This window comes from Microbacterium yannicii (assembly GCF_024055635.1).
Lineage (GTDB): Bacteria > Actinomycetota > Actinomycetes > Actinomycetales > Microbacteriaceae > Microbacterium > Microbacterium yannicii.
Genome location: NZ_JAMXMB010000014.1, coordinates 152,933 through 168,313, shown reverse-complemented (window position 1 = coordinate 168,313; position 15,381 = coordinate 152,933). Strand labels below are relative to the sequence as shown.

Sequence of the window (15,381 nt, the reverse complement as noted above, 5' to 3'; positions counted from 1 at the left end):
GCGTCTGCCCTTCGACAGGCTCAGGGACCGGTGGAGCGATCATGACCGATGCCGCCACCACCATGCTTCCCGCCCCGCCGACGCCGGCGGGGGCTGGGCCTGCGCCCGGCGAGCGCGAGCTGCCCGGCTGGCTGCGGTGGGTGGCGCCCGTCGTGGTCGGCATCCTGATCCTCGCGATCTGGATCTTCTGGGTCGATGTGCTCGGCACCGCGCCGCGCATGCTGCCGAGTCCGGTCGCGATCGCCGAGGAGTTCGTCCGACGGCTCCCGATCATCCTCGACGACATGAAGATCACGGCCACGAACGCGCTGATCGGCCTGGTCGCCGGATCCGTCCTCGCGCTGCTGTTCGCGGGACTCGCCGCCGCCGCCAGACCCGTCGACGGGATGCTCGCCCCGCTGGTCTCCGCACTCGCCGTCATCCCGATCGTCGCCGTCACGCCGATCCTCAACACGATGTTCGGCGCCTCCAGCCAGTTCGGCCGCCAGGCTGTGGCCACGATCGCCGCGTTCATCCCGGTGTTCGTCAACGTCCTGCGCGGCCTCCGCCAGACCCGGCCCGTGCATCGCGATCTGCTGCGGTCGTCGGCGGCATCCGGCTTCCAGACGTTCCGTGTGCTCACCCTGCCGACCGCACTCCCCTACCTGATGACGGGCCTGCGCATCGCGAGCTCGCTCGCCGTGATCGCCGCGCTGGTCGCCGAGTACTTCGGCGGTCCGGCCGACGGCATCGGCACCGCCATCGCGACCTACGCGAAATCGGGGCGCGCCGCGCTCGCGTGGGCGTACGTCCTCGGGGGCATCATCATCGGCCTCGTGTTCTTCCTCGTGACCTCGCTGCTCGAGCGGCTGGCGACGAGGCGGTCGCCGGTCTGACCGGCGGGTTTCGACACCCAGAGAAGACGCACCACACGAAAGGAACGCAATGAGACACAGCAACTCACGCAGCGCAGGCATGAGACGCGCGCTGGCAGCGGCATCCGTCGCAACCATCGCGGCTCTCGCCCTCGCCGCCTGTTCCGGAGCGAGCGACGACAACGGAGGCGACACCGGCGAAGACTTCGAACCCCTCAGCGAGATCAAGCTGCAGCTGCAGTGGCTGCCGCAGGCGCAGTTCGCGGGGTACTACGTCGCGCAGGAGAAGGGCTACTTCGAGGAGGAGGGCTTCGACGACGTCGAGATCGTGCCCTCGGGCGGTGACATCGTGCCGCAGGATGCGCTCGTCGCCGGCGACGTCGACTTCGCGATCGCCTGGGTGCCGAAGGTGCTCGGCACGCTGGAGGCGACCGGCGTCGAGCTCACCGACATCGCGCAGGTCTTCCAGAAGTCCGGAACCCTGCAGGTCGCATGGAAGGGCGACGGCATCACGTCGGTCTCGGACTTCGAGGGCAAGCGGATCGGCTCCTGGGGCTTCGGCAACGAGTGGGAGATCTTCGCCGCGATGGCCGCAGAGGACCTCGACTCCACCTCCGTGTCGATCACGACGCAGGACTTCTCGATGAACGCCCTGCTCGACCGTGACGTCGACGCCGCCCAGGCGATGACGTACAACGAGTGGGCGCAGATCCTCGAGGTCGTGAACCCGGAGACGGGCGAGCTCTACCAGCCGGAGGACTTCGACGTCATCTCGTACGAGGACACCGAGGGCGCCATGCTGCAGGATGCCATCTGGGCCGACACGCAGCGCCTCGAGGAGGATCCGGCCTACGCCGATGCGGCCGTCCGGTTCCTGAAGGCCGTGACCAAGGGCTGGATCTACGCGCGCGACAATCCCGAGGAGGCCGCGACGATCGTCTACGACATCGCGTCCAACGCGGAAGCCGCGTTCCCGGTCGGCCCGGTGCATCAGCAGTGGATGATGAACGAGGTCAACAAGCTCATCTGGACGGGTGCCGACTTCGGGCTCGTCGACGAGGCCGCGTGGGACAAGACCGTGGCGGGAGCGCTGTCGGCCAAGAACCAGGACGACCTCGAGCTCATCACCACCGAGCCCGCCGACTCGGCCTACTCGAACGAGTACATCGAGAAGGCGCTGGCCGAGCTGAAGGACGAGGGCGTCGAGGTCGCCGGCGAGTACACGCCGATCGACGTCACCCTCACCGAGGGCGGCCAGTAGCCGCATCCGGTCGCTGAGCTTGTCGAAGCGCGCCCTTCGACAAGCTCAGGGACCGGGACCTCACGGGCCAGGCGAGACCCTTGACCCGCCGACGCAGAACCGGAAGCGTGGCCGCATGACAGAAGACCTCGACGCCCTCGCGAAGCAGCTCGACCGCGAGCACGTGTTCCACTCCTGGTCGGCGCAGGCCGGGCTGGACCTCCCCGTCATCGCCGGCGGTTCCGGGACGGTGGTGTGGGATCACGCCGGCCGCCGCATGCTCGACTTCTCGAGCCAGCTGGTCAACGTCAACATCGGGCACCAGCATCCTGCCGTCGTGGCAGCCATCCGGGCGCAGGCCGAGGAGCTCGCCACGATCGGCCCCGCCACCGCCAACCTCGTGCGCGGTCGGGCGGCGCAGCGCATCCTCGACAAGGCTCCGGACGGCTTCGCCAAGGTGTTCTTCACCAACGGCGGCGCCGACGCGATCGAGAACGCGATCCGCATGGCCCGCCTTCACACCGGCCGCGACACGGTCCTGTCGACGTACCGGTCGTACCACGGCAACACGGGCGCGGCGATCGTCGCGACCGGCGACTGGCGACGGATGCCGAACCAGTACGCCCGCGGCCACGTGCACTTCTTCGGCCCCTACCTGTACCGCTCCGAGTTCTGGGCGACGACCCCCGAGGAGGAGTCCGAGCGGGCGCTGCACCACCTGGAGCGCGTCATCCAGTCCGAGGGGCCCTCGACGATCGCGGCGCTGCTGCTGGAGTCGATTCCGGGCACCGCGGGCATCCTGCTGCCGCCGCCCGGCTACCTCGCCGGCGTGCGGGCACTCGCCGACGAGTACGGCATCGTGCTGATCCTCGACGAGGTCATGGCCGGCTTCGGCCGCACCGGGCGCTGGTTCGCATTCCAGGGCTACGACGTGGTGCCCGACCTCATCACCTTCGCGAAGGGCGTGAACTCGGGCTACGTCCCGGTGGGCGGCGTGATCATCTCGGACGCGATCTCGGCGACCTTCGACGACCGCGTCTTCCCCGGTGGCCTCACGTACTCCGGGCACCCGCTGGCCGCGGCATCCATCGTCGCCTCCATCGATGCGATGGAGTCCGAGGGGATCGTCGACAACGCCCGTCGCGTGGGCGAGGACGCGATCGGTCCGGGACTCCGCGAGCTCGCCACACGCCATCCGCTCATCGGCGAAGTGCGCGGGGAAGGCGTCTTCTGGGCGCTCGAGCTCGTCTCGGACCGCGGGACGCGCGAGCCGGTGGGCGCCGACGTGATCGGCCGGCTCAAGAAGGAGCTCACCGCGCGCGGCCTGGTGCCGTTCGCCGCCGACAACCGGATCCACGTCGTGCCGCCCTGCGTCGTCACCGACGGGGAGGTGCAGGAGGCGATCGCGATCTACGATGAAGCCCTGACGAGCGTCGAAGACGACGGTCCCTGAGCCTGACGAAGGGCTGACGCGTGCATCCCGCACTGCTGGGCGATCACGAATCGCTCAGGCGGATTCCAAAGGAGGAACACGACAATGACGGACACGATGGAGCACACCGAGACGGTGGATGCCGACACCACCGTCCTCGATCACTGGGTGAACGGCGCCCCCTGGGCGGGGTCATCCGATCGCACCGGACAGGTGTTCAACCCGGCACTCGGCATCGTGCAGAAGCGGGTGCGGTTCGCATCCCGCGACGATGTGGGTGAAGCGGTCGAGGCCGCGTCGGCGGCGTGGGCGCTGTGGCGTGACGCGTCGATCGCGAAGCGCCAGGCGGTGCTGTTCAACTTCCGCGAGCTGCTGAACCAGCGCAAGCAGGAGCTCGCCGAGATCCTCACCGCCGAGCACGGCAAGGTGCTCTCCGACGCGCTGGGTGAGATCGCGCGCGGCATGGAGGTCGTGGAGTTCGCGTGCGGCGTCGGCCACCTCACCAAGGGCGCCTACTCCGAGAACGTCTCGACCGGCGTCGACGTGTACACGCTCCGCCAGCCGCTGGGCGTCGTGGGCATCATCAGCCCCTTCAACTTCCCCGCGATGGTGCCGCTGTGGTTCTTCTCCGTAGCCCTCGCCGCCGGCAACGCCGTGGTGCTCAAGCCCAGCGAGAAGGACCCGACCGCCGCCAACTGGATGGCCGCGCTGCTCACGGAGGCGGGCCTGCCGGAAGGTGTCTTCAACGTCGTCCACGGCGACAAGGAGGCCGTCGACGCGCTCCTCGAGCACCCCGACGTGCGGGGGATCTCATTCGTCGGCTCGACGCCCATCGCCAAGTACGTCTACGAGACCGCGACGGCGCACGGCAAGCGCGTGCAGGCGTTCGGCGGCGCCAAGAACCACATGCTGGTGCTTCCGGATGCCGACCTCGACCTCGCCGCGGACGCCGCCGTGAACGCGGGCTTCGGCTCGGCGGGTGAGCGCTGCATGGCGATCTCGGTGGTGCTCGCCGTCGACACCGTGGCCGACGAGTTCGTCGCGAAGGTGTCGGAGCGGATGAAGACCCTCCGCACCGGGGACGGCATGCGCGGGTGCGACATGGGTCCGCTCATCACGGGACAGCATCGCGACAAGGTCACCTCGTACATCGATGTGGCCGCGTCCGACGGGGCCTCGGTGGTCGTCGACGGTCGCGACGTCGACATCGACGGCGACCCGAACGGCTTCTGGCTCGGTCCGACCCTCATCGACAACGTCCCGACGACCTCGTCGGTCTACGCCGACGAGGTGTTCGGTCCGGTGCTGTCGGTCGTGCGCGTCGAGGGCTACGAGGACGGCCTCGACATCATCAACTCCAGCCCGTACGGCAACGGCACGGCGATCTTCACCAACGACGGCGGTGCGGCGCGGCGCTTCCAGCACGAGGCGACGGTCGGCATGATCGGCATCAACGTGCCCATCCCCGTGCCCGTCGCCTACCACTCGTTCGGCGGCTGGAAGGCGTCCCACTTCGGTGACACGAAGGCATACGGCCCGCACGCGTTCGAGTTCTTCACCGCCGAGAAGGCCGTCACCTCACGCTGGCTCGATCCCTCGCACGGCGGGATCAACCTGGGCTTCCCGCAGCACGACTAGCGCCGGACGCCGCTGTCCTCGCGCGGTGGCGCGAACACCGTCACCGCGCGAGGGATGGCCACGCAGCGCAGCGTGAAGCCGCCGGGCGCCACCTCCTCGAGCTCGCCGTCATGGACGAAGACGGACGGATGCCCGTCCTCCAGGCGCACCGTCATTGCGAAGTCCGCCACGACCAGACGCTCGACGTCGGAGCGCGGCGGCATGAGTCTGACGGCCCGCAGCACGGCGGCTGTCCGCCGACCGAACGCGAGCGACGCCATCGCGCGCAGCCGTGTGCCCCGCGCGTGGTGGATGCGGACGTCGAGCGTCGGCTCGACGAGCGTCTCGCGCTGCATCGTCGCGACGCGCTGCGGGTCGTTTCGTCCGATGCCGACGAACACCGACCACACCCGAGCGCGCCGGCCCTCGCGCACGACCGTCAGCGACTCCGCCGATCTGAGCGTCCGCCAGGCCGCCACGATCCCGCCCAGCCACTTGCCGAGGGAGGCCCGACGCCGATCGCGCTCGTCGATCAACTCGGGGTAGGTGCCCACCGACACCGCGTTGAGCGCCAGGATCGGCTCGCCGTCGTCGGCGTGCGCCTCGATCGCGCTGACGTCGATCGTCGTGCCGGCCTGCAGGGCGTCGATGGCGATGTCGACGTCGTCGAGGCCGGCCGAGCGGGCGAAGTGGTTGAAGGTGCCGCCCGGCATCACGAGGAGCGGGCGCTCGTGCTGCCGGGCGAGCCCGGCCATCCGCGACACCGAGCCGTCGCCGCCGTAGACCCCGAGGACTGCGGGCGGCTCGTCCGACTGCATCGCCCGGGTGACGACCTCGGCGAGGTCCTCCCCTTCGGCGAGCTCGTGGATGGTGGCCGCAGGCAGTCGCGCCGAGAAGGTCCCGGCGGGGTCCGCACGCACGACGGCGGTACCGGAGGCGGCGTTGCGCACGATGAAGACGCCCCGGCCGTCGGCGAACGCGGACGGCTCGGATGAGAGGGGCATGCTCCTGAGGCTACCTGCGCGCTCAGGCCGGGAAGACCGGCCTGTTCTCGTAGAAGGTCTGCAGCACGACAGTGGTGCGCGTGTTGACCGACGCGGCGGTGCGGATGTCGCGGATGAGCGTCTCGAGGTGACGCGGCGATGCGACCCGCACGAGCAGCATGTAGCTCGCGTCGCCGGCGATCGAGTGGCATGCCTCGATCTCGGTGAGGTGCTCGAGAAGCTCCGGCGCGTTGTCGGGCTGCCCGGGATCGAGCGGCGTGATCTCGACGAAGGCGGCGAGCGGCTTGCCGACGGCTTCGGCATCGACGAGCGCGCGATAGCCCGTGATGACGCCGCGAGCCTCCAGCCGGCGCAGCCGGGTCTGGACGGCCGAGACCGAGAGCCCGACGGCCGCCGACAGCTCGGCGAGCGTCGCGCGCGCGTTACGCGACACCGCGCGCACGATGCCCGCGTCGATCTCGTCGTCGAGGCGCCCGGGGCCGTCTTCGCTCATGGCCCGAGACTACCAGCGGCCCTTCCCCGCGACAGGAAGCTTTCCGGTCAAACGTTCATATGGCCGGAACATATCCCGTAGACTCGACGCGAGATCATCCTCGACTCGCAGATCGGAGGTTCACCATGCCCATCCCCGCCCGCAGCACGCAGGTCATCGTCGGCGAACCCGAGGTCGTCGAGGACGCCGCTTCGACAAGCTCAGCGACCGACGTGCTGATGAGCGAGGTGGAGCGGAGCGACGCCTGGCTCCAGCTCAAGCACGCGGCGGCAGCGATCCAGCCTCTCCAGGTGCAGGACGGCTCGATTCCGGATGCCGCATCCCACGCCGAAGCGCGCAGTCACGTGTCGGCGATCATCGCCGGCATCCGCGCGCTCGCCCCCACCTTCCCCCATGACGCCGATTACCTCGCCGCGTCGGTGCGCGACTTCGAGCGCTGGGCCGACGAGGGCTTCGGCATCCCGGACTTCCTCGACTCGCTGCAGGCGTTCCAGCCGCAGCAGGACCGTGCCGACGGCATCCGTCATCTCGTCGTCTTCCCGATGTACACACAGAACGGCTCGAGCGATCGTCGCGTGGAGGCGGTGCTCGTCGAGGTGATCTGGCCCGAGTTCATCGCGCGGCTCGAGGCGGGCGACTACAGCAACAAGCTGTTCGTGTCGCTGCGCTTCCTCGACTTCACGCCGGGCTACGACACCAACAGCGCGGTGCTCTTTCCCGAGACTGTCGCGATGCGCGAGATCCCGCGGTTCACGTGGGGCGCGATCTTCCAGGACCGCGAGGCGGCGCGCTACCGGCGGGTCGTGAGGGCCGCCGCCGAGATCACGAGGCTCGAGCTGCCGGCCGACGCGGCGCGCATGCTCGACGACCAGGCGCTCACCGAGAAGACGTTCGTGATGTGGGACATCATCCACGACCGCACCCACATGCGGGGCGACCTGCCGTTCGATCCCTTCATGATCAAGCAGCGGATGCCGTACTTCCTGTATTCGCTGGAGGAGCTGCGGTGCGACCTCACGGCGTTCCGCGAGTGCGTCACCATCGAGAAGCGCCTGGCAGCCCGATCGGTTGCCGACCCCGCCGAAGCACTCTCACCGACCGACGTCGAGATGCTCGAGCACGCGAAGCTCGTGCAGTACGCCGTGATCTTCGACCGGATCTTCCGCTTCGCGATCACCGGCTCGCGCGTGCGCAACTACGACGGGCTCGGCGGCCAGCTGCTGTTCGCCTGGCTGCACCAACGAGGCGTCCTGCACTGGACCGACACGGCCCTGTCGTTCGACTGGGAGAACGTGCCCGCCGCCGTCGTCGCGCTCGGCGAGGCGATCGACGAGCTCTACTGGCGCTCGATCGACCGGCCCAAGACCGCGCACTGGCTCGCGGCCTACGACCTCGTGCGCGCTACGCTGACGCCCAATCCGGCGTCGCACTGGGCGCGCGGGCTCCCGGACGAGATCCTCGCCGGCCCGCCGAAGGGCTACACCGATGCGGTGCTGAACGACGAGTTCCCGCTGTCGATGTTCTTCGAGGCCCTCGACAAGAAGATGAAGCCGGTCATCGAGTCGACGGCCGGGATCACCGGCCGCGACGTCTGAGCACCGGCGCGGCTCCCGGCAGGGCTTGCACAGCCCTGCCGGGAACCTGGTCGTCCGCCGAGACCGTGGGTTCTCGACGTGGAAGGGTAGAAGCATGAGCGTCGCAGACAGAGTCGTCGTCATCGCCGGGGCCACCAGCGCGTCCGGTCTCGCCGCGACCCGCGAGCTGATGGCCGCGGGGGCGACGGTCATCGCCGTGGGACGGGATGCCGAGAAGCTCCAGGAGCTCGCGGACGCCGTCGGCACGGATGGCCTGCGCACGGAGGTGTGCGACTTGACCGATGAAGCCGACGTCGCCGCTCTCGCCGAGCGCGTGCACGCCGCAGAAGGTCCGGTCGACGGCCTGCTCCACCTCGTCGGGGGCTGGCGCGGCGGCGGCGGCCTCGCCGGGCAGACCGAGGACGACTACCGCTTCCTCGAGCGCTCGTTCACGGCGCTGCGTCACGTCAGCCGGGCGTTCGACGCCGACCTGCGCGCGTCGTCGTCGGCACGCACCGCCATCGTCTCCTCGGTCGCCGTCAACCGCCCCCTCGCCGGCGGAGCGAACTACGCCGCCGTCAAGGCCGCGAGCGAAGCATGGGCGCGAGCCGTCGCGCAGGGGTTCGCGAAGGCCGCGAAGGATTCCGGGCAGCCGCTGGCCGCAGCATCCGTCATCTTCCGCACCCAGAGCCTCGACGGACTCGAGCAGGCGCTCGCACAGCGATTCACTGACCTCTGGACGACGCCCGCCGCCGAGACCAACGACACGATCGTCGAACTCACCGACCCCTCGCTCTGAGCGATGCCCGGCGGAGCCGGCTCGCCCGGCGAACTAGATTGGACACCCGTGACCACGATCCACGACACCAACCTGCGGGGCTTCGCCTCGGACAACTACTCCGGCATCCACCCGGAGGTGCTCGCGGCCATCGCAGCAGCCAACGACGGACATCAGGTCGCGTACGGCGAGGACGTGTACACGGAGCGGCTGCAGTCCGTGATGGCGCAGCACTTCGGCGAGGGGATCGAGGCGTATCCGGTCTTCAACGGCACCGGCGCGAACGTCGTCGGCCTGCAGTCGATGCTCCCCCGCTGGGGCGCGGTGATCGCGGCGACCACCGCTCACATCAACGTCGACGAGGGCGGCGCCCCCGAGCGCGTCGGCGGCATCAAGATCCTCAACGTGCCGACGGACGACGGCAAGCTCACGCCCGAGCTCATCGACCGCGAGGCATGGGGCTGGGGCGACGAGCACCGCGCTCAGCCGCTCGTGGTGTCGATCACGCAGTCCACCGAACTCGGCACGCTCTATACCCCCGACGAGCTCCGGACGATCGCCGAGCACGTGCACGGCCACGGCATGCACCTGCACATGGACGGTTCGCGCATCTCGAATGCCGCCGCATCCCTCGGTCTTCCGCTGCGGGCGATCACGCGCGACGTGGGCGTCGACGTGCTGAGCTTCGGCGGCACGAAGAACGGGGCGATGCTCGGCGAGGCGATCGTCGTGCTGAACCCGGAGGCATCGCGGGGCCTGACGTACCTGCGCAAGCTCGACATGCAGCTGTCGTCCAAGATGCGCTTCGTGTCGGCGCAGCTGATCGCACTGCTCGACGGCGATCTGTGGCTGCGCAACGCGTCGCACTCCAACGCGATGGCGCAGCGCCTGCGCGCGGGCGTCGAGGCAGGGCTCGCCGACGGATCGATCCGCGGAGTCGCGTTCACCCAGCCGACGCAGGCAAACGGCGTGTTCGCCACGCTGCCCGACGGTGTCGCCGATCGCCTCCGCGCCTCGTTCCGCTTCTACGACTGGGATGCCGCGAAGAACGAGGTGCGCTGGATGTGCGCCTTCGACACCTCCGAGAACGACATCGACGCATTCGTCGCGGCGATCGCCCGCGAGACCTCGGCCGCCTGAGTACGGCGGCGACCCCCGGTCGTTGAGCGAGCGAGGAACGAGCGAGACAAACGCCGGGAGTCAGTGGTCGCGCGACTCCTCGCGGGCGGCGTCGTCCTCGCCCTGGTCGTCGACCGTGGTCTCGCTCTCTTCGCCGTCCTCGGTGTCGGCCGCATCTTCGGACGGCTCTTCGAACTGCTCGGCGTCATCGGTCTCGTGGGCCTCGGCAGCGTCAACCTCGGCGACCTCGGCATCCTCGGTCTCGGGCTCTACAGGCTCGCCGGGCGCGGCATCCGTCCCCTCCTGGTCGGCGTCATCGACCGGCGTCTGCTCCTCCGCCGCCGCGGCGGACGTGGCGGCCGTCTCGGGGCGGATCAGGTCCTTCACCTCGGCCATGAAGCTCATCAGCTGGTGCTGCTGCCAGCGGAGCGTGCGCGTGCGGTCCTCGGCGTCGCGCAGCACGGCCTGCGAGTGCGTCGTCACCAGGTCGATGATGCGCTCCGCCTTCACGTGCGCCCGCTCGAGATGCTCGCGCGCCCGCAGCTGTGCGTCGGCGTCGATCTGCTGGGCCTGCGCCCGCATCAGCCTCTCGAAGTCCTCAGCCTTCACCGACACGCGCTGCGCGTGATCCAGTGACGCGGCGACCTGGTCGTTGGCGTCCTGAGTGATGCGCTCGGCATGGGCGACCGCCTGGTTGTGCAGCACGAGGAACTCCTGGTGCGCATCGTCCTGACGACGGGTGAGGGATGCCTCGAACTCCAGTGCGCGCAGCCGCAGCTCGCGCACCGCTTCCTCGGCCTCGGACCTGTCGCGCGCCGTCTCGCGCGCGACGCTCGAGCGGAGCACGGCCGCGCCCTTCTCGGCCTCGGAGCGGATGGCCGCGGCCTCGCGCTCGGCCTGCGACACCTTCTCCGCCGCGTGCGCGGCCTCGCGTTCGAGACGGGCCTCGTGCGCCGTCAGCTCGGTGTCGATCTTGAGTCGCACCTGCTGGGCCTCGTGCTGCGCCTGCGAGACGATGCCCTCGGCCTCGGCCTGCGCCGACGACCGGCGGTTCGCGATCTCTTCGCGGGCCGCCTCGAGGAGTCGGTCGCCCTGGATGCTCGCGTTGCGGATGAGCAGGCTGGCCTGGTCCTCGGCGACGCGCAGCACCTCTTCGAACTGCTGGCGGTTCGGCGACTCCGTGGTCGCACCCACGAGCTCGTCGCTGAGGGTCTGCACGCGCTGCTCGGCGTCGGCGATCTTGGCGTTCGCGAGCTCGAGCTCGCCGCGCAGGCGCGCGACGACGTCGCCCTCCTCTTCGCGGGCCGCGGATGCCTCGGATGCGACGCGCTCGACCTCCGCACGACGGCTCTCCTCGGCGTCGGCGAGTGCCGCCTCCAGCCGTTCGATCTCCGCCTGCTTGGCCTCGAGCGCGGCATCCACCTCAGCCTCGTGTGCAGCGATCGCCGCATCGATCTCAGCCTGACGTGCCTCGACAGCCGCCTGCAGCTCCGCCTCCAGCCGCTCTGCCTTGGCACGGCTCTGAGCAACGGCTGCCCCCGCGCGGCGTTGGTGCTGCTTGAGCTGCGCCGCCTCATCCTTCGCTGTGCGAGCCATGCTGTCGAGTCTGGCGATAGCCGCGTCCACCTCTTCCCGGTCGTATCCGCGGAAGGAAGTCGTGAACCCGGGGAGCATCGTTGACGATGCCGGCGCGGCGAGCAGGCTTTCGAACGGCGTCTGTTCGCCGCTGTTGTTCACGGCCGGGACAGGCTGAGGGTCAGACATCGGGGTCTCCGGTTCAGGACTACGCGGTGTCGCGGTCAGAAGCGGCTACTGCAGACGCGAATTTCGGCACGGCGATGTGAGCCGACGGCACGAAGCGAATGCTGCCCTCTTGACGACACCCGGGGGGTTGTGTCGCAGGTGACTGCGCATCAGGGTAGCTGAACCCTACATCCCTGCGCGCTGTCGGCGAAACCTCAGGAGCCGGCGAGCCACTCCCGGTACGCGTCGAACGACGACGGACGCCCGAGGAAGGCCTCGACGAGGTCGTTCGCGTCACGCGATCCGCCGCGCTCGAGCACCTCGACGCGGTAGCGGCGGCCGGCCGCGGCATCCATCAGTCCCCCACCGAAGCCGCTCAGCAGATCGCGCGCGATCACGAGACTCCACTGGTAGGTGTAGTAGCACGCGCCGTACCCGGTGAGGTGGCCGAACCCCGCGTAGGAGTGCAGTCCCGGCAGTGGCTGGACCGGGCTGGCCGCGGCGTAGAGCCGCTCGGTCTCGGCCTGCAGATCTGCCGGCCGGTCGACGTGCAGGTGGTAGGACACGTTCGCATGCCCCAGCTGCCGCCGCACCTCGAGGGCGCGACCGAAGGCGTCGGCCGTGCGCATGCGCGCCACGAGGTCAGCCGGGATCGGCTCGCCCTCCGCGTTGCCGCTCAACGAGGCGAGCACGCCGGCATCCCACGCCCACTCCTCGAGCAGCTGGCTCGGCGCTTCGACGAAGTCCCACTCCGTCGCCACTCCGCTGAAGCGGGCGAAACGCTGGCGGCCGCCGAGGATGTCGTGCACGAGGTGGCCGAACTCGTGGAAGAACGTCACCACCTCGTCGTGTTCGAGGAGGCCACGGGAGAAGTTGCAGAGCAGCGCCGCCTCAGGAAGCACACGGCCTGCCACCCCCGGTGCGAGCGGGAAACAGGCGGCGTGGCTGAACTTGCCCTCTCGCGGGTGCAGGTCGAGATGGATGCGCCCGAGCCGCTCGCCCCCGCGCGTCACGTCGAACGACTGCACGTCGTCGTGCCAGGTGGGCGAGTCCACCGGCGCGTACTCGACGTCGAGCAGACGGCCGGTGACGTCGAGCACGCCCGCCACGACCCGCTCGAACGGGAAGTACGAGCGGACGAGCTGTGCATCCACGTCGTACTGCTCCCGCTTGATCGCGCCCAGCAGGTACCAGAAGTCGGCGATCGTCACGACCTCTGCGTCGGGCACGTCCTGTCGCAGCCGCTCGAGCAGCTGCGGGTACTCGCCCTCCGCCGCCGAGCGCGAGGCGTCGTCGAGCCGCGACAGGAAGGCCGGGATCGCCGCGCCCGACCCGATCATGCGGGTCTCGGTCTCGTAGTCGGCCCAGTCGGGATAGCCGAGCAGCCGGGAGCGCTCGGCGCGGACCTCGAGCAGCTCCGCGAGGATCACGTCGTTCGCCGGCCAGGCGAGGTCGTTGTAGGCGCTCACCAGGGCGATCCGCGTCGCACGGTCGCGCGCGTAGTCGCGGACCGGCATGAGATCGGGGTAGTCGGTCGACAGGGTCACTCGTCCGTGATCGTCGGCGGGGTGGGAGTCGAGGAAGTCCTGCGGCATGCCCGCCAGTCCGTCGGCGGAGACGGTGATCTCGCGGCGCCCGTCGCGGATGTTCCGAGAGAAGGCCAGCGAGAGCTCGGTGTCGCGGTCCGCCAGCTGCCGGGCGCGCTCGCGGTCCGCGTCGTCGAGCTGCACGCCGGCGCGGCGGAAGTCGCGCGTCACGTGTTCGAGGAGGCGGGCCTGATCGTCGTCCAGGCCGGTGGTCGCGGCATCCGCGAAGGCCGTCCACAGCTCGCGGTCGAGCAGCCGCGCCGCCGACAGCGACTCGACGGCCTGCACCTGCGCCTCTGCGCGGTCGCGGACCGCAGCCTCGGGGTGCGCCTCACTCAGCAGATAGGACTCGCTCAGCGCCTCGCTCAGCGCGAGGTCGGCGTCGTTCCAGAGCTCCAGACGCTCGGCCGTCGTGAGCGTCGGCCCGGTCTTCAACCGGTCGTCGATCTCGTTCACGCGTGCGATGCGGGCGGCGGGGCGCTCGTCGACGAAGGCCGCCCAGCCGGCGGCGTCGGACGGGAAGGGCAGGGGTTCCGGGCTCACCCTGCGAGCCTATGTGCGCGCTCCGACAGCGCGCCAGGTGATTCGGCGACGAGCGGACGGCTCAGCGCAGCGCCCCGACGCTGGCCAGCGCGAGACGCACGAGAGTGCCCCGTCCGCCTTCCATCTCGGCCGAGAGGGCATCGGATGCCGCCTCATCAGGCGTCAGCCAGGTGACCTCGAGCGCATCCTGGCGCGGCTCGCAGGTGCCCGTGACGGGCACGACGAAGGCGAGCGACACCGCGTGCTGGCGATCGTCGTGGTACGCGCTCACGCCCGGCAGCGGGAAGTACTCGGCCACCGTGAAGGGCGTCGGCTGCGGAGGGAGCATCGGGAAGGCCATCGGCCCGAGGTCGTTCTCGAGGTGGCGGAAGAGGGCGTCGCGGACGGTCTCGCCGTAGCGCACGCGGCCCGAGACGATGGTGCGCGAGATCTCGCCGATCGGCGTCGCCCGCAGCAGGATCCCGACCTGCGTCACCTGCCCCATCCCGTCGGTGCGCACCGGCACGCCCTCGACGTAGAGCATCGGCAGGCGTCGGCGCGCCTCCTCGAGCTCGATGTCGCTCAGCCAGGCGGGGTTCGAGATGTTCCCCGCCGGCGGGCCGAACGGCTCGTCGCCCGCAGGTTCGGGGTCGGGAGTGCGTACGGACATGCCTCCTGTATACCCGCTCCGTCCCGTTTCCACCGCGCGTCCTCGCCGCAGACGCGCAGGCGTCAATAGTCTGAGGGCATCGTTTCCGGGAGGACGCCATGGCAGTGGACCCGCCGCAGACCCGCATCAGCCGCATCCAGGACATCGTCGGCGTCTTCGTGCTGTCGATCACCGCGGTGCTGACGGCGTGGTGCGGCTTCGAATCGTCGAAGTGGGGCGGCGAGATGTCGATCGCCTTCAGCGAGGCGTCGGGCGCCCGCATCCAGGCCGCGAGCGCGGAGAACGAGGCGCGGGCCGCGCAGCAGTTCGACCTTTCCGTGTACGCCCAGTGGGTGCTGGCCGAGGGCGAGGGCGACACCGAGTTGGCGCAGTACATCCAGGACCGCTTCCAGCCGTGGTTCACGGTCGCCTTCGACGCGTGGCAGGCCGACGGGATGATCGAGAACGCCCCCTTCGCCCGCGACGAGTATGTGCCGCCGGGCGAGGTGGAGGCCGTCGAACTCAACGAGCGGGCCGACGCGAAGTTCGCCGAGGCGCTCGAGAGCAATCAGCGCGGCGACAACTATTCGCTGCTCACGGTGCTGTTCGCCCTCGTGCTGTTCCTGACCGCGATGTCGCAACGCGATGTGCGGACCTGGATCGGCCGGGTGCTCCTCAGCCTCGCGCTGGTGGTGATGGTCGTCGGAGTCGGCATCCTCCTCACCTTCCCCATCAAGATCTGACGGGGCGAGCTGCACCGACCGCCTATG

General features: G+C 69.8%; 13 protein-coding genes. 8 read left to right on the top strand and 5 right to left on the bottom strand.

Annotated elements, in window-relative coordinates; genetic code table 11:
* The 4 genes from NCG93_RS07575 to NCG93_RS07560 all read left to right on the top strand — a co-directional run.
* Nucleotides 1-875, top strand: an 875-nt coding sequence (locus tag NCG93_RS07575; RefSeq protein WP_308212132.1) for an ABC transporter permease, incomplete at its 5' end; no start/stop codon positions are given.
* A gap of 79 nt (nt 876-954) precedes the next feature.
* A complete protein-coding gene (locus NCG93_RS07570; RefSeq protein ID WP_241741891.1) occupies nt 955-2,115 on the top strand; it encodes an ABC transporter substrate-binding protein in 1,161 nt (386 codons plus the stop codon).
* Between the two features lie 115 nt (nt 2,116-2,230).
* Complete coding sequence (locus NCG93_RS07565) at nt 2,231-3,547, top strand: aspartate aminotransferase family protein (RefSeq protein WP_194414564.1); 1,317 nt, start codon at nt 2,231-2,233, stop codon at nt 3,545-3,547.
* Nucleotides 3,548-3,631: 84 nt separating this feature from the next.
* Nucleotides 3,632-5,164, top strand: coding sequence for a CoA-acylating methylmalonate-semialdehyde dehydrogenase (locus NCG93_RS07560; protein WP_194414565.1), 1,533 nt, complete (start codon nt 3,632-3,634; stop codon nt 5,162-5,164).
* Here the strand turns inward: NCG93_RS07560 and NCG93_RS07555 are convergent.
* A complete protein-coding gene (locus NCG93_RS07555) occupies nt 5,161-6,147 on the bottom strand; it encodes a diacylglycerol/lipid kinase family protein (protein ID WP_194414566.1) in 987 nt (328 codons plus the stop codon). The two genes, NCG93_RS07560 and NCG93_RS07555, sit on opposite strands and share 4 nt — an antisense overlap.
* 22 nt (nt 6,148-6,169) lie before the next feature.
* Complete coding sequence (locus NCG93_RS07550) at nt 6,170-6,640, bottom strand: Lrp/AsnC family transcriptional regulator (protein WP_194414567.1); 471 nt, start codon at nt 6,638-6,640, stop codon at nt 6,170-6,172.
* 125 nt (nt 6,641-6,765) lie between these two features.
* Here NCG93_RS07550 and NCG93_RS07545 point away from each other — a divergent pair, with 125 nt between their 5' ends.
* The 3 genes from NCG93_RS07545 (at nt 6,766) to NCG93_RS07535 (ending at nt 10,132) form a co-directional block, all read left to right on the top strand.
* A complete protein-coding gene (locus tag NCG93_RS07545; RefSeq protein WP_194414568.1) occupies nt 6,766-8,235 on the top strand; it encodes a DUF6421 family protein in 1,470 nt (489 codons plus the stop codon).
* Between the two features lie 94 nt (nt 8,236-8,329).
* Nucleotides 8,330-9,013, top strand: coding sequence for an SDR family NAD(P)-dependent oxidoreductase (locus NCG93_RS07540; RefSeq protein ID WP_194414569.1), 684 nt, complete (start codon nt 8,330-8,332; stop codon nt 9,011-9,013).
* Between the two features lie 48 nt (nt 9,014-9,061).
* A complete protein-coding gene (locus NCG93_RS07535; protein WP_194414570.1) occupies nt 9,062-10,132 on the top strand; it encodes a threonine aldolase family protein in 1,071 nt (356 codons plus the stop codon).
* A gap of 60 nt (nt 10,133-10,192) precedes the next feature.
* Here NCG93_RS07535 and NCG93_RS07530 read toward each other — a convergent pair whose 3' ends face one another.
* The 3 genes from NCG93_RS07530 to NCG93_RS07520 form a co-directional block, all read right to left on the bottom strand.
* Entirely contained in the window at nt 10,193-11,875 is a 1,683-nt protein-coding gene (locus tag NCG93_RS07530) for a DivIVA domain-containing protein (protein ID WP_194414571.1), read from the bottom strand.
* Between the two features lie 194 nt (nt 11,876-12,069).
* The gene (locus NCG93_RS07525) at nt 12,070-13,983 is read right to left on the bottom strand and encodes a M3 family metallopeptidase (protein ID WP_194414572.1); all 1,914 of its coding nucleotides are present in this window, start codon (nt 13,981-13,983) and stop codon (nt 12,070-12,072) included.
* Between the two features lie 61 nt (nt 13,984-14,044).
* Complete coding sequence (locus NCG93_RS07520; protein WP_194414573.1) at nt 14,045-14,632, bottom strand: NUDIX hydrolase family protein; 588 nt, start codon at nt 14,630-14,632, stop codon at nt 14,045-14,047.
* 98 nt (nt 14,633-14,730) lie between these two features.
* Between NCG93_RS07520 and NCG93_RS07515 the strand changes: the two genes are divergently transcribed.
* Complete coding sequence (locus NCG93_RS07515; RefSeq protein WP_194414574.1) at nt 14,731-15,354, top strand: hypothetical protein; 624 nt, start codon at nt 14,731-14,733, stop codon at nt 15,352-15,354.
* Nucleotides 15,355-15,381: the final 27 nt, after the last annotated feature.